This window comes from Thermogutta sp., from assembly GCF_014359955.1.
Classification (GTDB): Bacteria; Planctomycetota; Planctomycetia; order Pirellulales; family Thermoguttaceae; genus Thermogutta.
Map to the genome: position 1 here is coordinate 1 of NZ_JACIYL010000004.1, position 24,894 is coordinate 24,894.

Here is a 24,894-nt window from a genome sequence, read left to right on the forward strand (position 1 = left end):
TATCAGACCGCGCCACCGGCGTGTCGTCGTGACGATCTTCGGCGAATAAATTTTCGACCAAAATCATTACAAAGCCAATCATAAAAATAACAATTCAACACTCAATCAAAATCAAATGGAGTCGAAACCGTTTCCCGTACTCGACCGGTGGCGTAAAATATGACAGCGGTGCATGCACACCTGAAATTTTTTGAGGGGCCGGGTCGGCAACATGCTCGTGCTTTCACGCAAGTGTAACGAACAGATTGTGATCGGCGACGACATTATTATCACCGTGGTGGCCATCAAGGGTGGGACCGTGCGCCTCGGGATCGAAGCGCCACCTCACGTTTCCGTCCATCGCGAAGAGGTGCTTCGGGCCATTCGCCAGGCGATGGAGAATCGCAACTCGATGGGCGAGAACAACCAGGCGCCCGGTAGCGATAGCGTGTGATTGGCCGCTTGGTCCAGCCGATCTTTCTCGCTTTTCTTTTTGCGGCGCGGTTCACGTCGGTTTTTTTACGATCCTGTGGGCAGCCAGAGTCATGCGCTCCTGGGAAGTCCTCAAGTCGTCGGACGATTGACACCTCGGTACAATTGTCTGAAATTTCACGGACACGGAGTCCTCGGAAGCGAGCAACGAGTTCAGTACAATCTTGAAGAGTTACGTAACGCGAGATCCAATCCAAGGGAGTTGGCAATGGTCAAAGCTGTTTTGGAAACGTCTATCCCCGGCCTTCAAAAGCGACAAGGCAAAGTTCGCGACATTTACGATTTGGGCAGTCATCTTTTGCTCATCAGCACAGATCGGATCTCGGCATTCGACTGGGTCTTGCCGACGCCGATCCCCTCGAAAGGACAGGTTCTCAATCAACTTTCTGCATTTTGGTTCAAGTTACTGGGTGAACCGAACCATCTCGTGACGGTCAACCTGGACGAGATGCCACTTCCCGAACAAACCGACCGGGAAATGCTGGTCGGCCGGACCAGTTACGTGCGAAAGACGAAAGTGATCCCGATCGAGTGCGTCGTTCGGGGATACATCTCCGGTTCCGCCTGGAAAGAGTACTGCCAACGCGGAACGGTGTGCGGAATCCAGCTTCCGCCGGGTCTCAAGGAAAGCGACGAACTTCCCGAGCCGATCTTCACGCCCGCCACGAAGGCGGAGACGGGCCATGATGAAAACATCACCTTCGAGCAAATGATCGAAATCGTCGGCGAGCAACTCGCGGTAGAACTCCGGGAAAGAAGCCTCCGTATCTACAAGCGAGGAGCCGCGTACGCTAAAGAACGGGGCATTATCATCGCGGACACCAAATTTGAGTTCGGACAAGAGGACGGGCAGATTTTGCTCATCGACGAGGTGTTCACTCCGGACAGCTCGAGATTCTGGCCGGCCGACTCGTACACCCCCGGGCGAGGTCAGCCCTCGTTCGACAAGCAGTTTGTGCGGGACTGGTTGGAAAGCGCTGGATGGGACAAGAACAGTCCGCCACCGGAACTTCCAGATGACGTTGTGCAGAAAACGCGGGAAAAGTATATAGAGGCCTTCGAGCGATTGACTGGAGAAAAATTCCCATTTGCCTGATCGACGCGGGTCATCGCGCGTCGAATGTCGATTATTGCCTTACGGGAAGGACTGAGCAGAGCCTATGCCACTGTACGAGATCGAAACCGAGTATCACATCATCATTACCTGGGCTGATGATGAAGAATCGGCGAAAAACGTGGTGCGGGAAAACTATCCCCGCGAGGCCATTATCAGAATCGCGAAACGTCCCAGGAACAGTTGGGTCATCTCCAAGGCCGGGCTGGGGATTGTAGGCAAGACCGACCCCTGCCATATCGCTCGGGAATGCCTTGCCCGAGCGGCGGGAGACAAAATCCATGCGATCCGCCTTTACATGCAAGAGACCGGCGCCGACCTGGAACGAGCCAGGAAGGTCATCGAGTCGAACATGATCATGGGCTGGTAGCAGCGTGGGGCGGCTTGCCTTGCTCCCGGCCAGCATGTCTCGGAGCCGCTTCAGATTCCCGCAACGCTCCGTTTTTCCTGGACCTTCAGGACCAGGATAACGGCCGATTTCGTTTCGGTCGGCTTGTATCTTCGCTGCACAGGGTAACTGATATTGAAGTGACTCTGACTCCACCGGACCAAACCACCAAGCGCACTGAATTGCGGTGAGAAAAGGCGGAGAGGCAGGTGGTTGCTTCTGTTCTGCATTGCCGGTGAAGCGTTCCGGGCGTTGTGTTTCTTTTTGGTCTGTTGCTCGACTTCTTTCCACGCGCCAATCCCACTCCTGTCTGCGACCGATCGCGCCACCAGCACGGACACTGTTTCGACCATTCCTGTCGAAACATGGGACACACAGCTTCCGCACACTGTTTCCGAATTCCAATCAGCCACCTCCTGTGAAGTTCCCCGAGATTCGCAGCCACCTTGGGCAGTCCTGGCAGTGAACCAAGCATTTGGGACTGGTCAAGCGGTCCACAGCATCGGCGATGCCCAGAACTTCGAAGAAATCGATCGCCCGGCGGTCTTTTTTGAACGGGACGCTTTTCACGGAATACAGGATCGCCCACAATACAATTCCGTGACAGATCGCCAGCTCACCGACCGGTTCTCGCTTGTTGGAATCTTTTCGCAACCGGTACGGATGAGGTCACCCATCCCCGATTATCCGACTACAGGTAACGTGGAAATGAATCGGCGTATTGCACTGAAACACCTATCACCCTTGATCAGCATCCTGACGGCGGTCATTGGGGCCAGTGCGGGCCTGGCCGAAAATCATCCACATCCGCGGCTCAATGTCGATCTCGCTCACCACTGGTCGGCAGTCCTGCTTGCAGAGCAGGCGATACCCAACACCGGAACGGGAAGCGGAGTGCAACAATCCCGGCCTTCGGCCGCGCAACTGCGTCCCGAGTTGGACAACCGTCTGAAAACCGCCCTTCGCCGCAATTTTCAGCAGACCGATCGCATCATCAGTCTGCAATCGCTTTTGGAGCGCTACTCACGGCGAGAGGATCTCACACGTGCCGTCAAGACTTACTGGACTGTCGTGCGACTTGTCGCTTCGGTCGACATGCTTTCACAGTCCCTTTCGGAATTGGAGACGTTCCCGTGTCCGCCAGAACGACGTCCCTATCTCGAAGGTCTTAAAGGCGGCATCACCGGGCAACTCATCGATTTGCGTGGTCAACTGGCTGCGGCACAATTCGAACTGGCTGCTTGGGCTGGCGTGACGGATGCCCAAGGGCGAGTCTTTCCAGATGACATTCCCCACACCGGTGGCTACAACACGTATATTGACTCTCTGTTTCACGGCCAGGCCCCATTGGAAGTCCGCAAAATAGATGAACTTCTTCCACTGGTCCGGCAGTCCATCTATCTCCACTTCGTGGCGGCTCGAAGTGCTCGCGATGCGTGGCTGGCCTACCGTGATGCGGCCAACGCAGGTGCGCCCAATGTTGAAGCGGCCATGCAGATGTGGCACCTGGCCATTACTGAGAACCTCCGTTGCCTGGAGGCCGTTGAGCGGTACAACGAATTGATCCTCGAATATATCCTTGAATTACGACGTTACGGTCAAGCGCCGAGCAACATCCTGCCCATGCTCCTCGAGGAGGGCAGCCGCCGCGTGGTCTCCGGGGCCGCCGCGGGATCAACCCCCGCCAGCCGCAACACCGGGGATGCCGCGACCTCGGCGCGACAGGCCGACTTATCCGCCGAAAGGTTGCCTTTTGCTTGCAAGAATCTGGGGCCGTTCACCCCGTTGGATCGCCCACAAACGCTCATCTGCCGTCTGATCGCTTTTCGGGAGTCCGCTACCGTGGAAACCCCAGAATTAACGAAAGGCTTTTTCAGCTCCATCACGGCCACACGGCTTGAGGATTTCGTCAAGGAGCTTGCACGCTTCTGCACGGCAGAATCAATGCAGATTCGAGCAGATAAGACTTTGACGCTGTCCGAATATCTGTCCAATAGCTCGGGCCAAACAGAAGATCGCCGAGTGCGCACAATTCAGTATTGGGAGGTCGTGGAAGCCCAGGACAGGCTTTTCGTACTCATCAAACAATCGGCGGTATTATCGGAGCTTTTCCGCGTGGCGCTCCGAGAAGCCGAGCGTCCGGGAGGGGCCGAACTGGTGCTCCAGATTCACGCAGAAAGAAATGCCGCCGACGCAGCGCTTCAGGACGCCCACGCCGACCTTCTGGAAAAGCAATTCATCCTCAAGAAAAACATCCCGACCTCCGACATCGATCTGACGGCAGTCACGCCGCCCTTTGCCGGTGCGTACGACACGCGATGGAGCGAACTTGCCCCTTACATCACTCCGGCCCAGCGCGTCCATCTGGGAAAGATTGCGTATCGGCTGCCGGGTATCTATGCGGCGATGGCGCAGACCGCATCGGCGCTCCTTTCTGCCGATCTCGCGCGCCAGCGCGATGCCGAGGCTTATTTGCGGGGCCAAATCCCTTTGAACACTGTTCTCGCGTCCGTGCAGCTCGAATTTGACCTCTGGTTACAATTCATTGAAGGAGTCGGCCAGTACAACAGGGCGATTGCACAGTACGCAGCGAGTTGCCTGCCTTTGGCTTCGTTGAACGATTACCTCAAGGCTATCGGTGTTCAGTAGTACCAGCGAAGAAGCCAACATGTCGCGCTTTAATATGCTTGAGCACCATCCGAATAGTGTCGCCAGCAACACGATCCCATCGCTGATGCTGCAACCAGCCGGGGAAATTCGGAAATGCGTTCCCTGCGAAGCCAATCCCGTGAGTCTGGCCGTGCGGATTGGGCCGCTCGAAATTTCTCCCCCTTTATTTCAGGCGCCCATGGCTGGTTACAGCAACTATGCATTCCGACAGCTTTTGCGACGACTGGGCGGCGTCGGGCTACTCTGCACGGAGATGGTCAGTGCCAGAGGGTTCCTCGAACTCGATCGCCGCTATGGCAAATTGCCTGAAAGACTGTGGGGCGTGCGCGAAGAACCACGTCCCGTCGCCGTTCAAATCTGGGATAACGATCCCGATAAACTGGCTCAGGTCGCCGAAAGGCTGGTGGAAGATTTTCATGTGAGCTCGCTAGACCTTAATTTCGGGTGTCCGGCGGAGCAGATCACCAAAGGTGTGGCCTGCGGCGCGTATCTTCTGAAAGATCCGGAACTGGTCGGCAAAATCGTCTCCAGGATCGTGCGCACGGTGTCGCCCGTCCCGGTGACCGCCAAAATGCGGTTGGGCTACACCGACCATCAACTGACCGCTTGCGAAGTGGCCCGGGTTATTGAGCAGGCAGGCGGCAGTGCTGTCTTCGTCCATGGGCGAACAGCACAGCAGAAGTACCGGGGGACGGCCAACTGGGAACGAATTGCTGAAGTGAAGGCCGCTGTCCGGCGCATTCCCGTTATTGGCAACGGCGATATTCGCTCGGCGGCCGATGCCGTCAATAATCTGAAACGCTATGGTCTGGACGGAGTCATGATTGGTCGGGCTGCCCTTTTCCGACCATGGATCTTCCGCGAAGCAGCGGCCCTGCTCGCCGGAAAAACACCTCCCCCGGAACCAACCCCAGAGGAACAATTTGATCTTATTCGCGAACAGTACGAAGTACTCATCGGCCAGTTCGGCTCCCCAAAAGCGACCATTCTCATGAAGCAGTTTCTTTGCCGCTTTATCGCCTTTCGGCCAGGCTCCAAGCATCTGCGGGTGAACGTCCTCCATCTGAGCGAACCGCACGAAATCCTCGAGGCGGTCCGCCGATTTTTGCTGCAGACGGAGTACCCCGCATACCTGCCCGGCTCGCGTGATTCGACGGTTGTCGATTGAATCCGTAACCTCCGCTGAAGCAGCGAAGACTATCCAAGCCCCCGCAAGGCTTTCACAGCTTTTCCACGTGACGCTGCCACGTCGCCATGTCGGTTCCAGGAGCTTCAGTCCCGGGCTTCACCGAGCCAGCCTTCGCGCACGGCACCACTGGGCGAAACCTGCCACACGTGGCCTGTCTGGACGTCGAGCGCAGTGAGCCAACCGCCGCCATAGCAATAGGTATCGATGCAGACAAGATAGCCAAGATTGAGAATTTCCCCATTTTTCTGTGCCGTGTGCCCGGTGATGGCGACTTTTCCAGAAATATGGGGTCCCGGAAGATATTCGCGCAGCGAGCACCAGCGGAGTATGGTTCCATCCAGCATGTTCAGGGGGCGATGTTCATCGTAGTTCGCGTGGACGAAAAAGTGGTTTTCCGTCTCGTAGTAGGAAACACAACTTTTCAAAAAAGCGATGTGCTCCCCCGGAATCTCTTCCACCGTAGCACAACCGTAAGAGGCCAAAGTCGCGGTCCCACCGAAGATCAACCAGTCCTGAAACGCTTCTTTGTCACCATCAAGAATGTTGAGCAGCATTTCGTCGTGGTTGCCCAGGATGGGCACCAGAGTGACATGCTGCTGAAGCCGGATCAACAGATCGACAACACCACGGCTATCAGGCCCGCGATCTATGTAGTCGCCCAAGCCGACAATGATGTCGGAGCTTTCTGGACCGATCCAATCCAGAAGGCGTTCCAGCACGTGCCGGTAACCGTGAATGTCTCCGATAGCAATGATGCGCTTCACTGAACAACCACAGTTTTACTCTGACAAAGCAGTTGCTTACTGACAACGGAGGAACGACACATTTCGGCAAGGAGCGGCATCCCCCCACTGGTGAATGCAGACGCGTCCGCCCAGACGACGGGCAGCCCCTTGCCCTTTTTACGCGAACCAGCAACGCAGGGTTTTTGGTCGCTTTCATCCAGTCACGGGGCTGTGAGTGGCCAGGAAAATCTGCGTGAGGTGGAAGAACACCGGAGCCGCGAAGCAAAGTGAGTCGATCCTGTCGAGAACTCCGGTATGCCCCGCCACGAGGGTCCCGTAATCCCTCACGCCGCGATCTCTCTTGATGGCAGACATGGTGAGGCTTCCTGCAAACGCAGCCACGGAAATCGCCAGAGAGAGAGCCGCCGCAATCCACACAGAATCGAAGGGTGTCACCCACCAAAGCATGGCGCCCACCAGCGTCACACTTGCCGTCCCTCCAAGGAGCCCTTCCCACGTCTTGGTTGGATTAATCTCCGGTACAATCACGTGACGACTGGGAAGCTGCGACCACGCAAAATGAAGTGCATCGCTGAGCTGAGCCATAAATACCAGGAAGAATAATAACCTCAGGTTGTAGGCATCGTTACCGAAGTCAATACTCGTTAATATGGCCGGCGCGTAGCTCAAACAATAGACACAGATAAGTAATCCCATTTGAATTTTGGCCGTTCTTTCAAGGAATCTTTTCGGGTCGCCGGAAAGGGCGATTCGGGTGTGAATGAAAAGCAACGCATATACCGGGATGATGATCGCAAAGAGTTCGTAACGTGCCAAACCCACCAGAACATACTGTGCGGGCGTGCAAAGGACAAACACCCAGAAAAGAGCCCGGTGATCGCCCGGTCGAGTTGGCGTCAATGTGATAAACTCGCGGAGACTCCAAAACGAGATCATGCCGAACAGGACGATGGTCGCCGTCTTGCCGAGGATCATCGCCCCTGCCAATCCTGCAAAAAGCAACCACCAGGCTCTCAGACGACCGGAGAGACTGTCCACGATGTCCGGATTGATCGCCTCGCTTCGCCCTTTTCGCAGAACCTGGACCACCACAGTGGCCACGATCAAAAGAAGCAAAACCCCGCCTAAAAGACCCCATGTGATGACATCCATGGATCGCGACACCTCAGCGAGGCTGAAAAGAACACCCGCGCGAGTTCAATCCCTCCGCCTCTTCCCGGGGAACGCTATTTTTTCAGAACGATGATCTGGCGTCCAATGCGGCTGGCCACTTCCAATTTAATGCCCTTTTCGAGATTACCTTTTTTCAACGCCTTCTGCCAATCATCCACATTACGGATTGGCTGGTCTTCCACCTGCACAATAACCATCCCCGTTCTCAGGCCCGATTTTTCCCCCGGTTTACCGGGATCTGCATGGACAACGACCACTCCTTCCGTCACGCGCACTCCCGTGGCCTGCCCGATGTCGGGGTCGAAATCCATCAAGATAAGCCCGAGTTCCCGATCATACGTCCGTCGCCGATTCACTTCAGAAGATTCTTCTGAAGCACGTTGCTTAAGTCGCTCCGCCAACTCCTGTTCCGAGGGCGATTCCTCCAAGGTGACCTCGATCTCGATCGGCGCTCCATCGCGAAGTAACCGAATTTTGTGTTTTTGGTCGATGGCCGCCCGTTCCACCAGCTCCTGAAGCGTCGGAACATCCGTCACGGGATACCCGTCAAACTCCGTCACGATATCGTTGCGTCTGAGTCCTGCCTTGTCCGCTGGCCCATCCGGCAGCACCTGCCGAATGACCACAGCGCTGGGCTGCGTCCCGCTCTTCCCGTTGCTTCCAGTTTGAGCCGGTCGCGGCAGGAGCACTTCATCGAGAGTCACGCCCAGATATGCGCGGCGAACCCTCCCGTGAGCCAAAAGCTCCGAACTGACCCATTTCACCAGGTTAATCGGGATGGCAAACCCGACCCCCTGGTAACCACCGCTTCTGGAAAAGATAGCGGTATTGATTCCCACGACCTCCCCTTCCAGGTTAACCAGAGGCCCCCCGGAATTGCCAGGATTGATGGCGGCGTCGGTCTGAATGAACCGGACCCGCCCGATGGACCGCAGGCTCCGTCCTTTGGCGCTTACGATCCCAGCGCTGACCGTCCCTTCCAGTTCAAAAGGGTTGCCAACCGCCAGGACCCATTCTCCGATGTCCAATTGATCTGAATCTCCTAATTGGGCGGCCGGGAGCGGCTCGGTTGTCTCGACCTGCAGGACAGCCAAATCGCTCAGCTCGTCAGTTTTTTTGTCGATCACGGGCAACTCGCGTCCATCGAACAGGCGAACCGTGACAACGTCTCCCCCCTCGATGACGTGCCGGTTTGTTACAATCACCCCCCGCGGATCGATAATCACGCCGGCCCCCAGCCCCATATCAGGGTTCCGGGGGATGTCGAACTGAAAGCCGGGCTCGTCAGGATTCGAATCGTTATCACCCCACGGCAACCCGGGAATCGACCGCCGGGGCCGCGCTTCTCGCGTCGTGGCCGTGCGAATCGTCACCACGGTCGGCAGTACTTTCTTGGCCGCCAGGCGAAAGGCGAGAGACAATTTTCTGGCCTGCTGAATAGCCTCCGTTTCGTCGTCTTCAGCCCGCACAATTGTTCCGCCAAGCGTCGCACACAGCACAGACAGCACCAGAAGTCGCGTTCCGACAGCGATCCAGGTCAACCGCTTTTCGCCGGCGACGCATTGACGCTCACAGTTTCGGCCATCGCTGATCATGATGAGAACTCCTCAGCCCATGCTGATTTTTGTTTCATGCCGGAGACCGCCTCCATTGTGCAAGTTTACGACACATTTCCAGGTAGAATCAACCGACCTTCGGCGACAGCCTTCACCAAAGAAAGGGTGTTACGGTGCCAGATTGGGGCTACTCCCGGCCCGTCACGAACAGTTGGTCCCCCGCCACCTCCTCCGAGCGACCGAGAATCGCGGCCGTGGCATGACTGAAGGAACCTTTGCACAATTCCTGTATAACGGAATTACAATCTGAAAGGAAAGTGAGTAGGAATGACCCGGCGAGACCTGGATCAAAAGGAGAGGCGCTCATGATCGGTGGGACACGTTTTGCCCTGGTTTCTGGCCTTGTCACGGCAGGCCTTTTCGCCTGGAGCATCCAGGTTCATTCCGCCCCTGCCCAAGACCAGCGTGACGGCGACGGTAAGGTGACCATTTCCGGAGAGTTGAAACGGTGGCATAAGGTCACATTGACTCTGGCTGGGCCTTTGGCACATGAGCGGGACAACGACCCGAATCCGTTCACCGACTACAACTTCACTGTGGAGTTCCGTCACGAGTCTGGCGATCCGGTGTACCGTGTGCCAGGCTATTTCGCCGCAGACGGCCAGGCCGGAGAGACCTCGGCCGAGGCGGGGAATTGCTGGCGTGCCCATCTGGCGCCGGACAAACCGGGAGTCTGGAGTTATCGCATTTCCTTTTTGAAGGGCAAACATGCGGCGATTAGCGGAGAGGGAACACCATTGGCACCTTACCATGGAGTTACTGGACAATTCACAATCGGAGAGACGGACAAGACAGGACGTGATTTTCGTGCCAAAGGAAGACTGGCCTATGTGGGGAAACACCATTTGCAGTTTTTGGGCAGTAAGGAGTTCTTCCTGAAGGCTGGGGCGGACGCTCCGGAGACCTTCCTGGCGTATGCCGACTTTGACGGTACAGTCGCCACGAAAAAAAATGTTCCCCTTCACACCTGGTCCGCTCATATCCGCGACTGGCGTCCGGGAGACCCCAGTTGGAAGGGTGGAAAAGGGAAAGGGATTATCGGAGCACTCAATTATTTAGCTTCCAAGGGCGTCAACGTTTTTTCCTTCATACCCTATAATGCCGGCGGAGACGGCGATAACGTCTGGCCATTCGTGGAACGGAATGACAAATTTCATTATGACTGTTCGAAACTTGACCAGTGGGGAATTGTGTTTGACCATGCCACTTCTCTCGGGCTGTATCTGCATTTCAAACTTCAAGAGCAGGAGATGGATGATAACCGCGTGGGCGACAAGGCCGAGAAGAAGGAAGTTCCGGAATCTCTGGATGGTGGAGCCCTCGGGCCGGAGCGCAAACTCTACTGCCGCGAATTAATTGCGAGATTCGCACACAACCTGGCGCTGAACTGGAATATCGGGGAGGAAAATAGTCAGTCGCCGGAAGAACAACGAGCGATGATACGGTATATATGGGAAATGGACCCGTATAAACACCCTATCGTTATTCACACATTTCCACACTGGCAGGATCGGGTGTATTCCGAGCTTTTGGGTGACAAATCACTGTTAACGGGTGCTTCGTTGCAAAACGGTTGGCGGGAAGTTCATCAACGTACCCTCCGATGGGTGCGAGCGTCAGCAAAAGCAGGGCGTCCATGGGTCGTGGCCAACGATGAGCAGGGGCCGGCGGATTTGGGCGTTCCACCCGATCCCGGTTATGCAGGGTTCGACGGCGTGGCCCGCTCAAGGCCCGAAGATCCCGGTTACTCTTGTCATGACATCCGCAAGTACACATTGTGGGGAAATCTTATGGCGGGTGGTGCGGGCGTCGAATATTATTTTGGGTACAAGCTTCCCCAGAATGATTTGATGTGCGAAGACTATCGAAGTCGCGACCGGTCCTGGGACTATTGCCGCATTGCCCTTGAATTCTTCTCGAAGTTTCACGTTCCATTCTGGAATATGACGAATGCCGACGAATTGGTAGGAAATAGCAAGAATGACAACTCTCGTTATTGCTTAGCACTTCCCGGTCAAGTCTATGTGGTTTATTTACCCACGGGTGGAACGTGCGAGCTCGATCTCTCTCACACTGTCGGAGCTTTCTCAGTCAAGTGGTATAACCCGCGCCAGGGTGGTGAATTGCAGGATGGCTCCGTAAAAGAGGTTTCGGGTGGCGGCAAGGTGAAGCTGGGGAAGCCGCCAGCAGACCAAAACGAGGACTGGGTCATTTTGATTCGGAAATAACAAGATGATGGAGACGACATTCACAATCGCCGTTTTGCCCGGGGACGGCATCGGTCCAGAGGTTATTCGCGAAGCAGTCAAGGTTTTGAGGGCGGTCGAATCCCACCTGCCGGATGTCAGATTTAACCTCACCGAGTATCCTTGCGGTGCGACGTGTTTTTTGGCGACGGGAGAGGCCCTGCCGAGCGAAACCTTCGAGGCCTGCTGTCAGGCCGATGCTATCTTATTAGGGGCCATGGGGCTCCCGTCCGTTCGGCTGCCTGATGGGCGAGAAATAACCCCACAGATTGATCTGCGCGAAAAACTTGACCTGTACTGTGGGGTTCGACCGGTTTATTTATACCATTCTTCGGATACACCATTGAAGGGATATGGTGCGGGAGAGATTGACTTCGTCATTGTTCGGGAAAACACGGAGGGACTGTTCTCGAGCCGAACGGCCCACAACAGCTCCGACAGCGACACAGTTTGGGACGTGTTGCGAATTACCAGAACCGGGGCATCGAGGATCTTTCGCGCAGCCTTCGAGCTTGCAAAGAAACGACGGCATCATCTGACTCTGGTCGATAAAGCCAATGTTCTTCCGTCTATGGCATTCTTTCGCCGGGTTTTCACGGAGGTGGCCCGAGAATATCCCGATGTCGCCACCGACTTCTGCTACGTCGACGCGGCGGCGTTGTATTTGCTCAAGTCACCCCACCGCTTTGATGTGATTGTTACGGAGAACATGTTTGGCGACATCCTCTCAGACTTGGCGGCTGGTCTTGTCGGTGGAATGGGTATGGCGCCCTCGGCAGATATTGGTGACAGGGCAGCCATTATTCAGCCGGCGCATGGTTCGGCCCCGGATATCGCGGGACGCGGCATTGCCAATCCGGTGGCTGCCATTCTTTCTGTAGCCATGATGCTGGAATGGTTGAAACACCCCTCAACCCTTCGTGGAGCCAACTGGATTCGCGAGGCCGTGAGACGAACGCTTCAAGAACCGGGTTTGAGGACCCCGGATTTGGGTGGATCATTGCGGACAAATGAGATGGGCGACTTGATTGTAAGAGAAATTGAGCAAACATGTTCCGCATCCACGACCTGACCCTAACAATTTGCGAGGACATGCCTGGCGTTGAGTTAAAACCACGGCATCGACGTCCCCACGATGCCTGGAACTCGACGGTATTGAGTCTATACTCCCATTGCGGCACACACATGGATGCGCCTGCCCATGTGGACAGTGATGCCTATGGAATCGACCAGATTCCCCTGGACCGGTGTTACGGGCCAGCCTGGATCGTGCGAATTCCCGATGTGGCCCCGCGGAGTCTTATTGGAATCGAACACTTGGGCCATGTCGCTGAACAACTTCAGCCTGGCGAGGGCCTGATTCTTGCAACCGGTTGGAGTTCCCGTTGGGGCACCCCACAATATCGGGACGCACTTCCGCGCGTCAGCCGCGATCTGGCATGGTGGTGTGTGAATCGTCAGGTCCGCATTCTGGGCGTTGAGCCACCTTCTGTGGCGGATGTCCATAATCGGCAGGAATTGGAAGAAATCCATGGGATTCTTTTGAAGGGCGGCGTCATCATTGTCGAAGGTTTGACCAACCTGGAAGCGATTTCCAGCTCGCGGGTAATATTCGCCGTATTTCCGTTGAAGATCAAACACGGGGATGGCTCGCCGGTCCGTGCGGTGGCCATCGAAGAATGATCCAATTGAATCTGTGACGAGGTCTGGGCTGATGCTTGCTCCGCAGCGACAATCGCGGATCCGCATCTGGGTCGTCACCATTCTGTTCTTCTTTAGTCTCAACACTTACCTGGATCGGGCCTGCATTGCGTCCGCGGTTGATGCCATCCGTCAAGATCTTCGCCTGTCGGACGAGGCCATGGGGCTTGTCCTGGGTATTTTTGCCCTGGGTTACGCTCTGTTTCAGGTACCAGCGGGTTGGTTTGCCGATAGGTACGGGGCCAAGAAGACACTGGCCTTTGTGGTCACGGCCTGGAGTGCGCTGACAGCCCTCACCGGTCTTGTGTCGCGCTTCTGGCAACTCCTTGTCGTAAGGTTTCTTTTCGGGGCCAGTGAGGCGGGGGCCTTTCCTGGCATTGCCCAGGCCTATTACCGCTGGTTACCCCCTGGCGAGCGAGGGCTGGCACACGGGGTTACGTTCTCTGGCAGCCGCCTGGGGGCGGCGATCTCGCTGTTCCTGATGCCGTGGTTGATCGGCCAACTGGGCTGGCGGGGAATGTTTCTCGTGAACGGTCTGGTGGGCTTGCTTTGGGTGGCCTGGTGGCTCTCGACATATCGTGATGATCCGCGCGACCATCCCCGAGTGACAGAGAAGGAGATTGAGCACATCAAAAAGGGCGGTACTGAAGCGCTCGATCGTACCGAGCCAGCCCCCTTGGCAGTTTTGATCACGTCGGCCAACATGTTTCTCGCCATGGTTCAGTATTTTGCGAGCAACGTGACATTCTTCGTGACGCTCACCTGGTTGCCGACCTACCTCAAGCGGCAGTGGTCGGATGATCCTTCGGCGATTTACTGGTCGGCAGTCCCCCTTCTGTGTGCTACGGCAGCCAATTGGGTTGCGGGGGGAATGGTCACCCGTCTGCATTCCCTTGGTTACCCTGTGGCATCTCGCCGAATAACGGCGATTATTGGGTTTGGACTGGCCACGCTTGGATTATTACTTGCCACACAGACCAACAACCTCTTCTGGTTCGTAACATTCTTCAGCATCACCACGTTTGGCGTTGACATGACCCTCAGTCCGAGTTGGGCGTTCTGCAACGACCTCGGCGGAAAATATTCGGGAACGATTTCCGCTGCTATGAACATGGTCGGAAACATTGGTGCGGCCTTCGGGGCCATCGTCTTCCCCCTCCTGCAGGATTCCACAACCGGAGAGGCCAGCCTTTTCTTCGTCATGGCGGCCAGTCTCAACGCGGTCGCCATCTTGTGCTGGCTGTTCATGAATCCCACGCGACGTCCGGTTTCCACGGTCTCGACGACCCAGCTTTGGGCAAGATTTGCAACCGTGATGGCAATTTGTAATCACGGTGGCTGCAGGCTTGATCGGAGTTCAGATTTATATGTCCACCCACAAGCAAGGGACCACGAACCAGAAAGAGAGCATCTCGAATGGCTCAAAGAATGTTGATGTAAACAATTCACCAGACCATCCCATCAATTCTCGAGGAGAGTCTCACTTATGACGGCGGAACACCGACGGCTCAAAGGTGTTTGTATCGGGGCAGGCTACTTCAGCCACTATCATTACGATGCCTGGCGGAGAATCCCGGAAGTTGAAATCACAGCTTTTTGCAGCCGCGATCCCCATCGGATCCGGGCTGTCCAACAACGCTTTGGAATTTCCCGAGTCTATGCTGATTATCGAGAAATGCTGGACAAAGAGAAGCCCGATTTTGTGGATATTATCACGCCGCCCCCCACCCATTTGGAAATGTGTCGAGAGGCCGCGCGACGATTGATTCACATCATTTGCCAGAAGCCCCTTGCACCGTCGCTGGAGGAAGCGAGGACGCTCGTTGCCGAAGTCGCGCGTGCAGGTGTTCGTTTCATGGTTCACGAGAATTTTCGGTTTCAGCCCTGGTACCGCGAAATCAAACGGTTGCTGGAAGAGGGAACGCTGGGACGTGTCTTTTCGATTTATATCCAAACGAGGATGGGCGACGGTTGGGGGGAAAACGCCTATCTTGACCGACAGCCCTATTTCCGCGAGTATCCGCGACTACTCATTTATGAAACGGGGGTCCATTTTATCGATACCTTTCGCTATCTTCTGGGAGAGATCCGCCGTGTCATGGCCTGGCTTCGTCGATTGAACCCGGTCATCGCCGGCGAGGACTGCGGTCTGATGGTGTGCGAATTCCATTCCGGAGCCATAGGTGTATGGGACGCGAACCGCTACAATGAGCCAAACTACGAGAATCCGCGCTACACCTTTGGTCAAACTCTGGTGGAAGGCGAGAGAGGCTCGATTCGCGTCTATTCCGATGGGCGTCTCACGGTACAGCAGTTGGGAAAGACCGAGGAGGTTGTAGATTACAAGCCCTCACGACAAGGTTTTGCGGGTGACTGCTGCTATGCCGCCCAAAGGCATTTTATCGAAGGCCTCCTCACCGGAAGGCCATTCGAAACAGACGGTTGGGATTATCTGAAGACATTAACAGTGCAGGAGGCTGTCTATCAGTCGGCAGCCACCGGACAGCCCGTTGATGTTGCCTCCATTTCGGGAGAGAACCAATGAGCGTGTTCAATCGTTTGGATCACATTGCCATTCTTGTGGCCGACACGGAGAAGGCACTGGAGGTTTTCCATCACAAACTGGGTTTTCCGCTTGTCTTCAGTGAGATACTGGAAGATCAGGGTGTGCGGCTGACACACCTGGACATGGGAAGCGTTCAACTCCAACTGGTGCAGCCGCTCCGCGATGACATCCCGTTGGCCCGGGTCCTCGCGGAAAAAGGGGAAGGATTGCACCATATATGTTTTTATGTGGATGACTTATCTCGGTCGGTGGATGATTTGAGAATGAGGGGAGTTGGTTGCCGGGACGCCCTCCCGCGGAGTGCTCCACACGGCAAGAAAGCGGTGTTCCTCAAGCCGGAGGATACCTACGGCGTGCTCGTGGAGCTTACCAGTCCCCCACAGCAGTAGTTGGCCAAGTCGAGAAACTATGAAAGAAGAAACGGTTGTCACCGCGTTTTCGTCGAAGGAACGGCTCCTCAAAGCGATACCTCCCGTTTGGCCCGAATCTTTGATGAGTCAGATCCGTGACCGGATACAGCAACGGAGAACCAAAGCTGTTGTCCTGGATGACGATCCGACGGGAACACAAACCGTGTACGACGTTCCCGTTGTAACAGAATGGTCCGTGGAACGTCTGAGGCGAGAAATTCGTGAACCCGGGCCGGGCTTTTACGTTCTTACCAATTCTCGAAGTTTGACGCCAGCAGAAACCCAAGAATTGCATCGCGAGTTAGGCCGGAATCTCATCGAAGCGGTGAACAGCGGCGAGGAATCTGCCGATTCACCGAGGCTTTGTGTGATCAGCCGCAGCGATTCCACGCTGCGAGGTCATTTCCCGGTCGAGATCAACATTCTGGGTGAGGTTCTTGGAACACCAGACGCCGTGTTTATTGTACCCTTCTTTGCAGAAGGGGGGCGTTTGACAATCGACAATATCCATTACCTGGTGCAGGGCGAGGAACTGGTGCCTGTGGCCGCAACGCCCTTTGCCAAAGACCCCGTTTTCGGCTACACGTCGTGGAATCTGAGGGAATGGATCGTCGAAAAGAGCCGCGGCGATGTGGGCGGTGAACAAATCCATTGTATTTCCCTGGATGATATTCGTGTGGGTGGTCCGAATAAAATTCTCGATATTATCCGTGGCCTGCCCAAAGGTGCTTTCTGTATTGTCAATGCTGCGCACTATCGGGATCTGGAAGTCTTCACACTGGCGGTACTCGATGCCGAGGCAGAGGGGAAACGGTTGTTGTTTCGTTCGGCAGCTTCGTTTGTTGCCGTTCGGCTTGGGCTTGAACCCAGGCCAACGCTGAAACCAACAGAACTTTGCGATGCCGGGTCATCTATCGGGGGACTTGTTGTGTGTGGTTCTTATGTGCCGGGGAGTACCCGGCAACTGGAAAACCTCCTGTCACAGGGCGGGATCGAGCCAGTTGAATTCGATGTGGTGCAGTTTTTTGCTGCTCAATCGCCCGAAAAATATGTGACAGATATTACTCAGGAAGTCAAGAAACGATTGGTTTCTGGTCGCCATGTTGTCCTTTTCACAAGCCGTCAATATGTCGGCAGCTCCGATACTCAACAAAGTTTGGCGATGGGTCGCAGAATTGCCGCAGCACTTGCGGAGATTGTTCGGGAACTTGGAATACGGCCTCGGTTTCTTATCGCGAAAGGTGGGATCACCTCCAGCGAGGTGGCGACGAAAGGTTTGGGTGTACGACGAGCTATGGTTCGAGGCCAGGCGCTGCCCGGCGTCCCTGTTTGGGAATTGGACGAAAACTCTCTCTATCCGGGCCTGAGGTACATTGTCTTTCCAGGCAACGTGGGTGGACCAGACGCCCTTGCCCGGCTGGTCAAGAGTTTATCGGAGATCGGTGGCGCCTAGTGTTCGATCACGTCTGCTTTTTTGGGTAGAGATACCCCGGCCTGGCGCGGGCGTTCTCGGTGGCGAAATGCCCGTTGACGCCGGATTGGTTGCGGTGGCGTTCGTCTGCCCCAGCGGTTCTTCCTCGACGCAGCGTCTCGTTATCCGAACTGCAGCGATCAAGGCACTGCCCGGTCATCACGCTTACTTCGATCTCCGCAGTAATGAGCCAACACCCCTGTTTGAGAGTACGACGAATATCGGGGCGTCCAGCGAGCCGATAGTCGCCGGCCGGTGCGAAAGCCTTGTCCAGTGTTCCGCGCGGAGGCATGTTCAAGCTATTGCAAACCAGGATCGCACGTTTGGCCGCTGAATAACCGTAATTCAGAAGCTCCTCAATCTCGTACGCCCGGTTTTGATTCGTTTCCCTGAGTCGAACGCTCACCTTCCGCCATCGCGCCGACATAACCATGCGTCAACTATGTTGCCGAAAGGAAGGCCCAACTATAATGAGAGGCTTGTGTGGTGTCTTGGTCCCCTTCATGGGGCCTGGGATGTTTGTCACCAGGGAATTGTTCCCCACGTTGTTTTCGTCGCTGATCCGGAAAGGAGACGCACCATGAGTCAAACGTCTGTTACGCGCCGGGATTTTGTCAAGGCAACGGGAGTGGCCGTGCTGGCAGGCGGGCTCACCGGCTTGCCGCTACGGATGTCGCTGGCGGAAGGTCAGCGATTGGCTGAGGGGGCCCCTCACGCCGAAAAGCTCGGCTGGCGTCTCGGCTGCCAGGCCTACACGTTTAACCGCTTCACGTTTTACGAAGCGATTGAAAAGACGGCGTCGCTGGGCCTCCACTACATTGAGGCATATCCGGGCCAGACGCTGTCCAAGGAGAAGCCCGACGCTAAGACCAATGAGTCACTCTCGCCAGCGGATCGTAAGGAAATCAAAAAACGGCTTGCCGATGCCGGATTGAAGCTGGTCAATTACGGCGTGGTTGGACTGCCCGCCAATGAAGGCGCGTGTCGTCGTGTCTTCGATTTCGCCAAAGACATGGGCATCGAAACGATCGTCTCCGAACCGCCCTTCGACGCCTTCGACATTATTGAAAAGCTGTGCGAGGAATACCAAATCAATGTGGCAATCCACAACCATCCGAAACCTTCACCCTACTGGAACCCCGATACGGTCCTCAAAGTTTGCCAGGGACGCAGCAAGCGAATCGGCGCCTGTGCCGATACAGGACACTGGATGCGGTCGGAGATCAATCCCCTGGAAGCCATTAAGAAACTGGAAGGCCGAATTATTTCCTTCCATTTCAAGGACCTCAACCGCTACGGAATGGGTGCCCATGACGTTCCCTGGGGCACCGGCCAGGCGAACGTGCCTGCCTTGCTCAAGGAAATCAAGCGTCAAGGACTCAAGGCAGTCTTCTCCATCGAGTATGAATATCACTGGGAAAACTCCCTGCCCGAAATCGCCGAGTGCGTCAAGTTCTTCGATAAAGTCGCCGCAGAGCTTCTGAGCTCTGGCTGAACTTTTGCGATCACACACGGCTGTTTTCCACGAGCTTCACTCTCGGAAAACCCACCTGAATTTTTCCGGTGAGTCGATACTGCTTCTGGGCATTCACCGGGGCCGAACGTCTTTGCAGAACTGGAAGCTGATTTTGACCGCCCGCCTCGGGCGGTCTTTTCTTTTGAGAGCTAACTTTTCAACCTGTCTGCAGATCTTTGCCATTGCCAGGACGGCTGCGGAAGGTCGCGGCGGTGGACACTTTCTCGTCACGCCAGTTACCTATCTTATTGATTTGCAATCACTTATGGCAGTGCATGCACCCCACACCAGCCCCGGGACCAAACAAATTTCCAGATCATGCTTGACTTTGCCTCTTCGCGCTGCCACAGTTTTTGCCACAGTTTCGACATGCTGTTGCAGCCGGAAGGGTGTCAAGTCTTTTCGTGCACCCGCTTGAGTCCCTCTACAATGGGCGGTGGATCCATGCGGTTATTCGGCGAGTGGTGGGCACCGCCCGCCCTTAGTGGTTATTCGGCTCCATCCGTGGGTGGGTACAACGTCTGGCAACTGATCACGAGAAAGTTATTTTGGGAAACTCGAGGAGGGAAAGACTGATGGATCTGGCTGACAGTCTCCGCAGGCACGAAACGACAGAAACAGTTGAAGACCGCTGCCGGAAAATCGAAGAAAAAGCGGATCAACTCTTCGCGGCAGGCGTGGCATGGACCACTTTTTTCAAAGAACTTTTGGGACCCGAGGGTCTGGTCCGCCGCCTGTTCCCCACGCCTGAGGAGCTCAGTCGTTTCGAGCAAACGGCTACGCATCGAAAGGTTCAGGAAATGCTCGCCAGCTTGCGCCGAGTCCAGGAGGGCCGAGCGGCCAGAACCGAGGCCCTCAGCGTTATCACGCTGAGAATTCCGAAAAGCCTTCACGATGCCCTCGCTGAAGAGGCCCACGCTTTGAAGACCAGTATTAACCGACTGTGCATTTCAAAGCTCGCCCAACTGATTGACGCGCGCTTGGTCCCGCCGCTACGGCAATTCGATCGCGGCGGCGAAATCCCCAAAGAAGACCCGGGGGCCGACTCAAGGACGTCCGACGAGCTTCCTGAGCGAAGGTAGCGGCCGGCACAATGAACCGCCCCGGATGGGACGCTGAGCCAGGAAAAAATCGAGGAGCACGAGGGCGGGCCTGTAAGCCGGGTTCTGTACCCTGGTGTTCTCCAGGGCGATGGCCATTTATCTAGGAGGCCGATTGCTCGGCCCCTCTAGCGGTCTACCCGGGGGTTGAAGGTGGCGGTCGGGATCACCCGCGGAGGCTTGCGCCTCACTCCCCCCTGCTTGACCTTGCTCCCGGTGGGGTTTGCCTAGCCAGACCGGTCACCCGGCCTGCTGGTGAGCTCTTACCTCACCCTTTCACCCTTACCGCGCGGTGGGCACCGCGAGGCGGTCTAGTTTCTGTGGCACTTTCCCTGGCCTTTCGGCCGGTGGGTGTTACCCACCACCGTGATCCCGAGGAGCCCGGACTTTCCTCCCGCCCGGCGACAGACCGGGCCGGCGGCCATCCAGCCCGCTCCGTGCTCCATTATTGATTATACGCTTCAGCCCATCTCGCTCTCACGAGTTGCCTCCGGGGTTTGCTCCGCCATCCGGTCCCACAACTTTCCCTGATACGTGTCCCGTTCTTCCAGAAGTTGCTGGATGCGTCGCAGTGTGCCCGATTTATCACGACACCAATCGGGGGCAATCAGGTACGCGTCCGACGTCTCGGCCGTCAGCCGTTCGATGACGACCGCCGGGGATAGCCTTTCCAGGGCAGCTACAACCAACTCCGCGTACTCATCGCGCTCAAGCGGGCGATACATGCCTGCGGCGTATATTTTCGCCAGTGCGGTATCGCGGGCCACGTACAAGTTGTGAATTTTGACAGCATGAATAGGCAGATCCCGCAGGGCGTAAATGGTACCCAGCATCACTTCCGCGGTTTCCCCGGGTAAACCGAACATAATGTGGGCGCATACCCGGAGATTTCGAGTAGCGCAGGCCCAGACGGCCTGGCAAAAGTCTGCGAATGTGTGACCGCGATTGATTCGCCGAAGCGTCGAATCATGGGCCGACTGCAGGCCGATCTCCACACTCAGCCAGATTTTCTCGTTCAATTCCGCGAGAAAGTCCAATACTTCCGGGGGAAGGCAATCTGGCCGTGTTCCGATTGCCAGCCCGACAACGCCGGGCACCGTGATGGCCTCTGAAAACATTGCCTTGAGGACCGGTAATGGTGCGTACGTATTGGTCCCCGGTTGGAAGTAGGCGATGAATCTGTCGAGCGCCCGCCGCTTCCTGAAATGGTCAATCGCACGGCGAATTTGCTCCGCCACGCTGGCAGGCTGGTCGTAGCGGCGACTGGGACTGAAACTCGCGATGTTGCAAAATGTGCAGCCAAAGCGGCTGATCGTTCCGTCGGCATTGGGACAGTGAAAGCCGCCGTCCACGCTGATTTTCCAGGTCTCTCCCCCAAACGTGTGCCGATAATACAGACTAAGGTTGAAGTAGCGTTTTCCCAACGCCCGCCAGTCAACGGGCGGCGAAGACTGCCAAATCCGAGACATGCCTATTTGTTGACGCTCGCACATTTTGGGCTTACACTAAAAGGGCGGTTTCCGAAGGCAGAACAGGTTCTAAGGGCATCGTAAGGGCGCAGGAAAAACTTTTCAAGGAACAGAGAACAGGCGATCGTATGTTCGGAGAGCTGATCCCCCTCGGTGGTGGTGACCCCATCCCCTTGTTGAAGAAGCGGCTTATCGTAGGACGCAGAGAGAATTGCGATATTGTTCTTCGATTCTCGAATGTGTCCGGCCAGCACTGTGAACTGTTCGTGGTCTCCGGATACTGGTACGTACGCGACCTGAACAGTACGAACGGCATCAAAGTGAACGGGGTCCGGGTGAAAGAGCGCCGACTCGACCCCGGTTCGATCCTGTCTATCGCCAAGCATCAATACGAAATCCGATACAATCCCATCGAGTTGGGTGCGGTGGGACCTCCTCCTCCCGACACTCTCGAACAGGACATTTTCGCGCGGTCTCTGCTGGAACGGGCAGGATTGGTCAAACCGAAGCGAACCGAAGAAGAGGCGACGCCGTCGAAGCCAGGGACCGACAAGGAAAAACAGGAAACTCTTTCCGATCATGACGAACCGCGGTACGATGTTCTTGAAGGTTTGCGACGGCGTCCGGGACCGCATTCGCGGTAGCTCGCCGCAACCCGAGAGAACCGCAGGATTTGCGACAGCCGTACCCTGAATAATTAGTTACTGGAGACGGCCGAAGTGGCGCGTCACGGGTTAGATGGGTAAAGACCGCAGGAAGAAGTACCGGGTTGAGTTTCGGAAGAATCGTGCCCCCAGAACCAGGGACAAAGATCTCACCGACCGAGTCCTCAACGAAGAGGAGGTTCTCGACGACGATTTAGTCCGGGAGGAACGGGTCGGCGGGAGAAACGAGCTCACCCGCCGGGGGACCGTGATCGGAGAAGAGCTGTCCGAAGAAGGCGAGTCTCCGCTCCCCGTGGTGCTTCCCGCTCGGCATCCCGACAGCAGGCTCGGTCGGGTCATCGCCGTTCAAGGGCTGATATGCCTCGTCGAAGATGAGGAAGGGAATTCGTATCGCTGCGTTGTGAGACGGCTTCTCAAGCGGCTGGCCACGGACCAGCGTCACGTTGTGGTCACCGGGGACAAGGTCTATTTTTATCCCCTGCCAGAAAATCCCAGCGAAGGCGTTATTGAGACTGTCCTTCCCCGCCGCGGTAGCATCAGCCGGGAATCGAAGGGCAAGCAGCATGTCATCGTCAGTAACGTCGATCAGGTGCTCATCGTGAGCAGCGCGGCCATGCCGCGGATCAAGCCGCACCTCATCGACCGGATGATCGTCGCTGCGGAGAAGTCAGGGGTGGAACCCGTGATTTGCATCAACAAGGTGGATCTGGTCGATCGGGCAGATCTTATGCCGCTGGTGGGGCTTTACAGCCAATTAGGCTACCGAGTGCTTTTGGTCAGCGCGCTAAGCGGGTTTGGTTTGTCGGCCCTGATCCGCACACTCAAAGACCGCGTGAGCGTCCTGGCAGGTCAGAGCGGGGTGGGTAAATCCTCGCTCCTCAATGCACTCGATCCCGATCTTAAAATCCCCACGGCTCCGGTCAGCGAAGATACCGAAAAAGGTCGCCACACGACAACCACAGCCCGACTCTATCGGTTTCGTTTCGGGGGATATGTAGCTGACACACCTGGGATCAGGCATTTTCAACCGTGGGACCTGGAGCCGGAAGAAGTGGCCAACTACTTTCGCGATCTCCGCCCGTACGTCAACCGTTGTAAGTTCCCCAATTGCCTGCACATTCAGGAGACGGAGTGCGGAGTCAAGGATGCTGTGGCAGATGGCTGGATCGACGAACGGCGTTACGAAAGCTACTGTCACCTTGTCCTTGATGAAGAAGTGGAGACAGAAGAAGAATGATACAAAAATCGAAGCAGGTCATTCGGCACTATCTGTAGAAAAGAGACAGAATGTGAACGCCACAAGCCCATCACGTGAAAGGAGGTGCCAAGCGCCGTGAAACGCCGGAACGGCACAACGATTCGATTGGATCGCGAACGTGAAAAAGCAGTATTGGTAGGGGTTATCCTCCCCACAACAACGCTTGAAGATCCTCCGCTTGCTGAACTCGCCGGGCTGGCGGAGGCCGCCGGTATCGACGTCGTTGGACAGGTCACGCAGCGCCGGTTGGCACCGGATGCCGCCACTTTCGTCGGGCGGGGGAAACTGGAGGATGTGAAAAAACTTGTCCGCAGCCTCCGCGCCGACCTGGTTATTTTCGACAACGACCTCTCGCCTGCGCAGGGCCGCAATATCGAAAAGGAAGTTGGCGCCCGGGTCCTCGACCGGACACAACTGATTCTCGATATTTTTGCCCGGCGTGCGCAAACATATGAGGCCCAACTCGCCGTGGAACTGGCCCAGCTTGAGTACACGTTACCGCGGCTCAAGCGGATGTGGACCCACCTGGAACGGCAGACCAAGGGCGGCGTCGGGCTTCGTGGACCAGGTGAAAAGCAACTGGAAATGGACCGCCGTCTTATCGCCCATCGCATCCACGAGCTGCGCAGCGAACTGGAGGTCATTCACCGCCGACGGCAGCGCGAGGTCATTGCCCGGAAACAGTTCAAAACCGTGTCCCTGGTCGGCTACACAAACGCGGGCAAAAGCACCCTCATGAACTCTCTCACCCATGCCGACGTGTATGTGGAAGACGCCCTGTTTGCCACCCTCGATACCCGGACACGCCGCTGGCAACTCCCGGGATGGGGCCCAGTGTTGCTCAGCGACACGGTGGGCTTCATTCGTGATCTCCCCCATCATCTCATCGCAAGTTTCAAGGCCACCCTCGAAGAAGCCAGACAGGCAGACCTGCTGCTCCACGTCGCCGATGGAAGTAATCCCGCTGTTCTCCAGCAAATCAGCTCTGCCTACCGCGTGCTAGAAGAAATCGGGATCGAAGGCAAAGACACCATCCTGGTCATCAACAAGATCGACCGCATTGCGGATCGCCGCCGTGTGGACACGTTGCTCGATCGTTATCCGCAGGCCCTTCCTATCAGCGCT

Annotated in this window: 22 protein-coding genes and 1 other RNA gene; 17 read left to right on the plus strand and 6 right to left on the minus strand. The window is 56.2% G+C overall.

Going from position 1 to position 24,894, the window contains the following annotated elements; genetic code table 11:
* Window positions 1-211: 211 nt before the first annotated feature.
* From csrA to H5U08_RS00320, 5 genes are all read left to right on the plus strand, one after another.
* Window positions 212-433, plus strand: coding sequence for a carbon storage regulator CsrA (gene csrA, locus H5U08_RS00300; protein WP_297028991.1), 222 nt, complete (start codon window positions 212-214; stop codon window positions 431-433).
* Between the two features lie 246 nt (window positions 434-679).
* Complete coding sequence (locus H5U08_RS00305; protein ID WP_297028993.1) at window positions 680-1,567, plus strand: phosphoribosylaminoimidazolesuccinocarboxamide synthase; 888 nt, start codon at window positions 680-682, stop codon at window positions 1,565-1,567.
* A 64-nt stretch (window positions 1,568-1,631) separates the two neighbouring features.
* On the plus strand, window positions 1,632-1,955 hold the full coding sequence (locus H5U08_RS00310) for a DUF6793 family protein (protein WP_095416135.1): 324 nt from the start codon (window positions 1,632-1,634) through the stop codon (window positions 1,953-1,955).
* Between the two features lie 480 nt (window positions 1,956-2,435).
* Window positions 2,436-4,622 carry a hypothetical protein gene (locus H5U08_RS00315; protein ID WP_297028996.1) on the plus strand — a complete coding sequence of 729 codons (2,187 nt, stop codon included), beginning with the start codon at window positions 2,436-2,438 and terminating at the stop codon, window positions 4,620-4,622.
* 19 nt (window positions 4,623-4,641) lie between these two features.
* Window positions 4,642-5,811: a tRNA-dihydrouridine synthase gene (locus H5U08_RS00320; protein WP_297028998.1), complete on the plus strand. Its 1,170-nt coding sequence runs from the start codon at window positions 4,642-4,644 to the stop codon at window positions 5,809-5,811.
* Between the two features lie 104 nt (window positions 5,812-5,915).
* Here H5U08_RS00320 and H5U08_RS00325 read toward each other — a convergent pair whose 3' ends face one another.
* From H5U08_RS00325 to H5U08_RS00335, 3 genes are all read right to left on the minus strand, one after another.
* Entirely contained in the window at window positions 5,916-6,596 is a 681-nt protein-coding gene (locus tag H5U08_RS00325; protein ID WP_297029000.1) for a metallophosphoesterase family protein, read from the minus strand.
* Between the two features lie 174 nt (window positions 6,597-6,770).
* A complete protein-coding gene (locus tag H5U08_RS00330; protein ID WP_297029001.1) occupies window positions 6,771-7,730 on the minus strand; it encodes a phosphatidate cytidylyltransferase in 960 nt (319 codons plus the stop codon).
* A gap of 74 nt (window positions 7,731-7,804) precedes the next feature.
* The gene (locus H5U08_RS00335) at window positions 7,805-9,346 is read right to left on the minus strand and encodes a trypsin-like peptidase domain-containing protein (protein WP_297029003.1); all 1,542 of its coding nucleotides are present in this window, start codon (window positions 9,344-9,346) and stop codon (window positions 7,805-7,807) included.
* 326 nt (window positions 9,347-9,672) lie between these two features.
* On the opposite strand from H5U08_RS00335, the gene H5U08_RS00340 reads away from it, so the two are divergent.
* The 7 genes from H5U08_RS00340 to H5U08_RS00370 are packed head-to-tail and all read left to right on the plus strand — an operon-like array spanning window position 9,673 to window position 17,743.
* On the plus strand, window positions 9,673-11,595 hold the full coding sequence (locus H5U08_RS00340; RefSeq protein ID WP_297029005.1) for a DUF5060 domain-containing protein: 1,923 nt from the start codon (window positions 9,673-9,675) through the stop codon (window positions 11,593-11,595).
* Window positions 11,596-11,599: 4 nt separating this feature from the next.
* The gene (locus tag H5U08_RS00345; RefSeq protein ID WP_297029007.1) at window positions 11,600-12,685 is read left to right on the plus strand and encodes an isocitrate/isopropylmalate dehydrogenase family protein; all 1,086 of its coding nucleotides are present in this window, start codon (window positions 11,600-11,602) and stop codon (window positions 12,683-12,685) included.
* Between the two features lie 20 nt (window positions 12,686-12,705).
* On the plus strand, window positions 12,706-13,296 hold the full coding sequence (locus H5U08_RS00350) for a cyclase family protein (RefSeq protein WP_297029009.1): 591 nt from the start codon (window positions 12,706-12,708) through the stop codon (window positions 13,294-13,296).
* A gap of 31 nt (window positions 13,297-13,327) precedes the next feature.
* Window positions 13,328-14,749, plus strand: a complete 1,422-nt coding sequence (locus H5U08_RS00355) for an MFS transporter (protein WP_297029011.1) — start codon at window positions 13,328-13,330, stop codon at window positions 14,747-14,749.
* A 51-nt stretch (window positions 14,750-14,800) separates the two neighbouring features.
* Window positions 14,801-15,859, plus strand: a complete 1,059-nt coding sequence (locus H5U08_RS00360; protein ID WP_297029013.1) for a Gfo/Idh/MocA family oxidoreductase — start codon at window positions 14,801-14,803, stop codon at window positions 15,857-15,859.
* Window positions 15,856-16,269, plus strand: coding sequence for a VOC family protein (locus tag H5U08_RS00365; RefSeq protein ID WP_297029015.1), 414 nt, complete (start codon window positions 15,856-15,858; stop codon window positions 16,267-16,269). The genes H5U08_RS00360 and H5U08_RS00365 overlap by 4 nt, the downstream gene beginning before the upstream one ends.
* A 19-nt stretch (window positions 16,270-16,288) precedes the next feature.
* Window positions 16,289-17,743, plus strand: coding sequence for a four-carbon acid sugar kinase family protein (locus tag H5U08_RS00370; RefSeq protein WP_297029016.1), 1,455 nt, complete (start codon window positions 16,289-16,291; stop codon window positions 17,741-17,743).
* A gap of 7 nt (window positions 17,744-17,750) precedes the next feature.
* On the opposite strand, the gene H5U08_RS00375 is transcribed toward H5U08_RS00370, so the two are convergent.
* On the minus strand, window positions 17,751-18,188 hold the full coding sequence (locus H5U08_RS00375) for a hypothetical protein (RefSeq protein ID WP_297029018.1): 438 nt from the start codon (window positions 18,186-18,188) through the stop codon (window positions 17,751-17,753).
* A gap of 153 nt (window positions 18,189-18,341) precedes the next feature.
* Here H5U08_RS00375 and H5U08_RS00380 point away from each other — a divergent pair, with 153 nt between their 5' ends.
* Window positions 18,342-19,256, plus strand: coding sequence for a TIM barrel protein (locus tag H5U08_RS00380; protein WP_297029021.1), 915 nt, complete (start codon window positions 18,342-18,344; stop codon window positions 19,254-19,256).
* Window positions 19,257-19,852: 596 nt separating this feature from the next.
* Window positions 19,853-20,359 carry a toxin-antitoxin system HicB family antitoxin gene (locus tag H5U08_RS00385; RefSeq protein WP_297029023.1) on the plus strand — a complete coding sequence of 169 codons (507 nt, stop codon included), beginning with the start codon at window positions 19,853-19,855 and terminating at the stop codon, window positions 20,357-20,359.
* Window positions 20,360-20,416: 57 nt separating this feature from the next.
* Here H5U08_RS00385 and rnpB read toward each other — a convergent pair.
* Both rnpB and H5U08_RS00395 read right to left on the minus strand, forming a co-directional pair.
* Window positions 20,417-20,814, minus strand: an RNA gene (rnpB, locus tag H5U08_RS00390) — RNase P RNA component class A.
* 24 nt (window positions 20,815-20,838) lie between these two features.
* Window positions 20,839-21,846, minus strand: coding sequence for a TIGR01212 family radical SAM protein (locus tag H5U08_RS00395; RefSeq protein WP_297029025.1), 1,008 nt, complete (start codon window positions 21,844-21,846; stop codon window positions 20,839-20,841).
* A 128-nt stretch (window positions 21,847-21,974) separates the two neighbouring features.
* Between H5U08_RS00395 and H5U08_RS00400 the strand changes: the two genes are divergently transcribed.
* The 3 genes from H5U08_RS00400 to hflX form a co-directional block, all read left to right on the plus strand.
* A complete protein-coding gene (locus tag H5U08_RS00400) occupies window positions 21,975-22,490 on the plus strand; it encodes an FHA domain-containing protein (RefSeq protein WP_297029027.1) in 516 nt (171 codons plus the stop codon).
* Window positions 22,491-22,584: 94 nt separating this feature from the next.
* Window positions 22,585-23,748, plus strand: a complete 1,164-nt coding sequence (rsgA, locus tag H5U08_RS00405; protein ID WP_297029029.1) for a ribosome small subunit-dependent GTPase A — start codon at window positions 22,585-22,587, stop codon at window positions 23,746-23,748.
* A gap of 96 nt (window positions 23,749-23,844) precedes the next feature.
* The coding region (hflX, locus tag H5U08_RS00410) for a GTPase HflX (RefSeq protein ID WP_297029031.1) at window positions 23,845-24,894 on the plus strand (1,050 nt) is incomplete at its 3' end.